The following is a 3,989-nucleotide window of genomic DNA, read 5'->3' on the forward strand; positions in this document are numbered from 1 at the left end:
ACGAATACGCTCATATTGAGCTTTTGTAAGTTCCATCCCTCCCACATCTCACTTTATCTCTTCTTTGTCAATTAGTGTTAACACGCCCTAGTTGCTCAATTTGAATTAATTCTCGCACATCGCGTTCCACATAGGTTTGGTAGTATTGCGCGAGCCACTGCTGCGCTGGTAAATGTTTATCAAAAATGCGCGGATAACCACCTGTGTGCATTGCTTCATCGAGGCTTACGTGCTCAGATTCCCCAGTTTGTTTGAGTTCATGGGAAGAAAAAGGGAGAAGTTTGACAATGACGGTTCGACCCGCCAAAGACTGCGTAATTTTTTCCATCAAAAGAAGTTGGTGCGATCCGGTGAGAACAAATTGCCCTGAAAAACCAGGTTCATCCACAAAAGTTTGAATATATGAAAGGAGCTGAGGCACACGCTGAACTTCGTCAATAATAAGCTTATGGGAATACCTTTCAAAAAACTTTCGAGGATCTTCTTGGGCAAGGAGGCGGTCGTCGGGGGTTTCAAGGGAAATATAGCGGTAGTCTTTGAAGAGCTCACGTACAAGCGTAGATTTGCCCGATTGCCTTGGCCCAATCACCGTAAGCACAGGGTATTTTGGTCCAATATTTTGAAGATACTGAGAAATGTCCCGTTTATACATATTTGAAATTATTACAAAAAATAAACACTTGTGTCAATTGAAAGTTTAACTTTTAATTGTACAACTTCATGTTTTTAACGCAACAGCGGGCAGAGATTGAAGTATATTCACGCCTCCGCCGTGGACGTTGTTAGTACCAGGATTCAGTTTTCAAATAAGATCGATTTTCATTCCAAGTTTGGCTGCTTCATTCTTTTCCAAAAATGCTTGTTAAGTGAACGAGTTCTACTTTATTGGTCAGCGAATGGAAAAAGAACATGAAAACAAGATAGCTATTTTTAGAGGAAAACAAATACGAAGAACCATCTATGAAAACGAGTGGTGGTTCTCTGTTGTAGATGTTTGCCAAGCTCTAACAAATAGCCCTGATGCAGGAGCCTATTGGAGAAAGCTTAAACAGAGGCTTAAAGAAGAAGGAAGTGAAGTCGTGACATTTTGTCACGGGTTGAAATTGCTTGCTCCTGACGGGAAAATGCGTGAGACAGATTGCGCCAACACCGAAGGTGTATTCCGCATCATCCAGTCCATCCCTTCCCCAAAGGCTGAACCTTGGCTGCTCAACCATTTCCTAAAAAGCTCTCGACAATGATAAATATCAATTTTATGACTCCGTAGATGCAGAAAAGTGCAAAATATTTTTTTCTTATTCTTCTGCTTTCTTTTTCCTTTTCGGCTTTTGCTTCCACATTTGAGATCATTCATCCTCTTCCTGAAAAAGTAATGAAAAAGATGAAAAAATATTCCTGGCATGAAGGTTGTCCAATTTCAATTGAGCAGCTTCGTCTTCTTCAGCTATCGCATTTGGGCTATGACAATAAAATTCACCAAGGGGAACTCGTTGTGCATCAGGATGTAGCGGAAGAAACGCTTGAAATTTTCAAAACGCTTTTCAGTGAAGGTTTTCAAATTGAAAAAATGAAACTTGTTGATGAGTACAAAGGGAATGACGAAGAATCAATGAATGCAAACAACACCTCAGCTTTTAATTGCCGAGTTGTTACCGGAAAACAAAATGTTTTTTCCAAACACAGCTATGGCCGCGCCATTGACATCAACCCCCTCACCAACCCTTATGTAAAAGGAAACCTCGTGCTTCCAAAAGCTGGAAAAAAATACAGAGACCGATCTCAAAAACAAAAGGGCATGATCCTCAAAAACGACTCAAGCTATCAGGCTTTCACCCAAAAAAATTGGATCTGGGGCGGAAATTGGAATTCACTGAAAGATTATCAGCATTTTGAAAAAGAATAGTTTTTCTTCACCAATCTGTAGTTGATATATTTTTTGTTTCGATACATTTCAAGCTTAATTATTTGACAAGTGAACGAGTGCAAATCTATGCAAATAGATAGCTGGCATACTTGATATTCCAATTTGGAATATCAAGTAATTGTAATCTTGAGGTTCCATTTTGGAACCGCAAGAGGGAAAAATGCGCCAACTTATACCAATAGAAACAATCGAAAAACACATCTTACTTGTCCAAGGTCATAAAGTTCTTCTCGATGAAGATCTTGCCAACTCTATGCAGTTGAAACAAAAAATCTCAATAAGGCAGTTAAGCGTAACAGAGAACGTTTCCCGAAACATTTCATGTTTCAACTTACAAAAAATGAATTTGAATCTTTAAAGCTAATTCGACAGGAGGCAAATTGGGGTGGTCGTAGAACAGCGCCATATGCTTTTACGGAACAAGGTGTTGCGATGCTTTCCAGTGTTCTCAAAAGTAAGCGTGCTATTCAGGTGAATATTGCCATTATGGATACCTTCGTAAAACTCCGAGAAATGATTTCAACTCACAAAGATCTTGTGCGGAAAATTAACAGTATGGAAAAGAAATACGACCAGCAATTCAAAATTGTTTTTGATGCAATTCGAGAATTAATGACGCCGCCTCCATCAAAAAAGAAACCTTCAATAGGTTTTTCGGTTGAAAAATAAAAAAAAAGCCAGGGCAAGCCTGGCTTTTTTATTTGCGGAGGGACTGGGATTCGAACCCAGGGTACCTTTCGGCACGGCAGTTTTCAAGACTGCTAGATTCAACCGCTCTCTCATCCCTCCAAAAAACTCGCTCCCCTTGCGGAAAGCGAGTTTTTGTAATTCGCGTTCGTATATCGTATCTTGAAAAGATGTCCAGACCTTATTTGCTCGGTTTTTTTCCTCCCCTTAATTTAATGAGGGGCTAGCTGGGGTTACGTTTTTTTATTTGCTGCAAGCACATTTTAACTCCCCCAGCCCCTCTTAAGCTAAGAGGGGTGAAATACCAGTTATAAATCAACAAGTTAGCCAATAATCGCCTTTCTGCTTGTTTTTCGCCATTCCCATGCCTCGCTTTTCCGCGCCCATAAATGCTTTCCTGTTGACAATTCATTTCCCAGATGTAAAGAAGCCCGATCTCTCGATACTAACCCACAAAAGAGCGCTTCATCCGCCTCTTTTTCGAGAAAGGAAAAATGATGGCACGTTTTAGTCGTGATAGTAACAGCAAGAAGCCAAGCAAAAAAGATATGATGCGCCGTAAGCAACGCAAACGCGCAAAACCTCCTGTTGATCTTCGTTTCGATTACAAAGAACCAGAAAGTTTCAGATCTTATATTACTGAGCATGGAAAAATTATTCCGCGCCGCGTAACCGGTTTGAATACGTTTCAGCAGCGCCAGCTTACCACAGCCGTGAAACAAGCTCGCGTTCTAGCGTTCCTTCCGTTTACGACGAAACACATTTCTAGAGGCGAGGTCTAAAATGGCAGAAATCGTTTATATGAGTTCCACAGCCGGCACTGGTTTTTTCTTCACCACACGTAAGAACAAACGCGCGGCCGCTGAAAAGCTTGAGATCAAACGTTACGATCCAAAAGCACGCAAACACGTTATGTTTGTGGAAACCAAATCACCTAAAAAGAAAAAAGAGAAGTAGGAGTTTTTTATGTCTTTACTCTGTGAATTAAGTGGAAAAAATGGACTTGCCGGAAACAAAGTAAGTCATTCCAATCGTAAATCAAAAATTCGTCAATTGCCGAATATAAAACGTCGCAAGTTTGATGTTTTGGGCCAGATGATCAGCATCAATCTTTGCACGCGCGCGCTTCGCACCATCAACAAGCATGGCGGCATTGTTCAAGCTATCTTGAAGGGCAATGAAGCCGATATGTCTGATCGCGTGTTGAGACTTCGCCGCAAAATTCAAAAGTCATTGCGCGGCTAAAAAAGTTTTCACAAAAAATAATAAAGCCTTGGATATTCTCCAAGGCTTTTTTTGTATTCTCTTTGTCATCCTCGCGAACGCGGGGATGTGGATTCACATTCGAAGTGCAACACTTGGTTCAAGAAGACCTCAG

General features: G+C 40.8%; 5 protein-coding genes and 2 pseudogenes. 6 read left to right on the forward strand and 1 reads right to left on the reverse strand.

Going from position 1 to position 3,989, the window contains the following annotated elements; translation table 11 throughout:
* Window positions 1-67: 67 nt before the first annotated feature.
* Window positions 68-652, reverse strand: coding sequence for a hypothetical protein (locus COV43_03940; protein PIR25771.1), 585 nt, complete (start codon window positions 650-652; stop codon window positions 68-70).
* Between the two features lie 244 nt (window positions 653-896).
* On the opposite strand from COV43_03940, the pseudogene COV43_03945 reads away from it, so the two are divergent.
* The 6 genes and pseudogenes from COV43_03945 to rpmB all read left to right on the forward strand — a co-directional run bounded on the left by COV43_03945 (window position 897) and on the right by rpmB (window position 3,856).
* Window positions 897-1,202 (forward strand): annotated as a pseudogene (locus COV43_03945) (phage antirepressor protein).
* A 65-nt stretch (window positions 1,203-1,267) separates the two neighbouring features.
* On the forward strand, window positions 1,268-1,903 hold the full coding sequence (locus COV43_03950; protein ID PIR25772.1) for a hypothetical protein: 636 nt from the start codon (window positions 1,268-1,270) through the stop codon (window positions 1,901-1,903).
* 181 nt (window positions 1,904-2,084) lie between these two features.
* A pseudogene (locus COV43_03955) lies at window positions 2,085-2,593 on the forward strand (DNA-binding protein).
* A 569-nt stretch (window positions 2,594-3,162) separates the two neighbouring features.
* Window positions 3,163-3,393, forward strand: coding sequence for a 30S ribosomal protein S18 (gene rpsR, locus COV43_03960; GenBank protein PIR25775.1), 231 nt, complete (start codon window positions 3,163-3,165; stop codon window positions 3,391-3,393).
* A gap of 1 nt (window position 3,394) precedes the next feature.
* On the forward strand, window positions 3,395-3,568 hold the full coding sequence (gene rpmG / locus COV43_03965; protein ID PIR25773.1) for a 50S ribosomal protein L33: 174 nt from the start codon (window positions 3,395-3,397) through the stop codon (window positions 3,566-3,568).
* Between the two features lie 9 nt (window positions 3,569-3,577).
* A complete protein-coding gene (gene rpmB / locus COV43_03970) occupies window positions 3,578-3,856 on the forward strand; it encodes a 50S ribosomal protein L28 (protein ID PIR25774.1) in 279 nt (92 codons plus the stop codon).
* Window positions 3,857-3,989 lie beyond the last annotated feature (133 nt).

It is taken from the genome of Deltaproteobacteria bacterium CG11_big_fil_rev_8_21_14_0_20_42_23 (genome assembly GCA_002796345.1).
Taxonomy (GTDB): domain Bacteria; phylum UBA10199; class UBA10199; order 2-02-FULL-44-16; family 2-02-FULL-44-16; genus 1-14-0-20-42-23.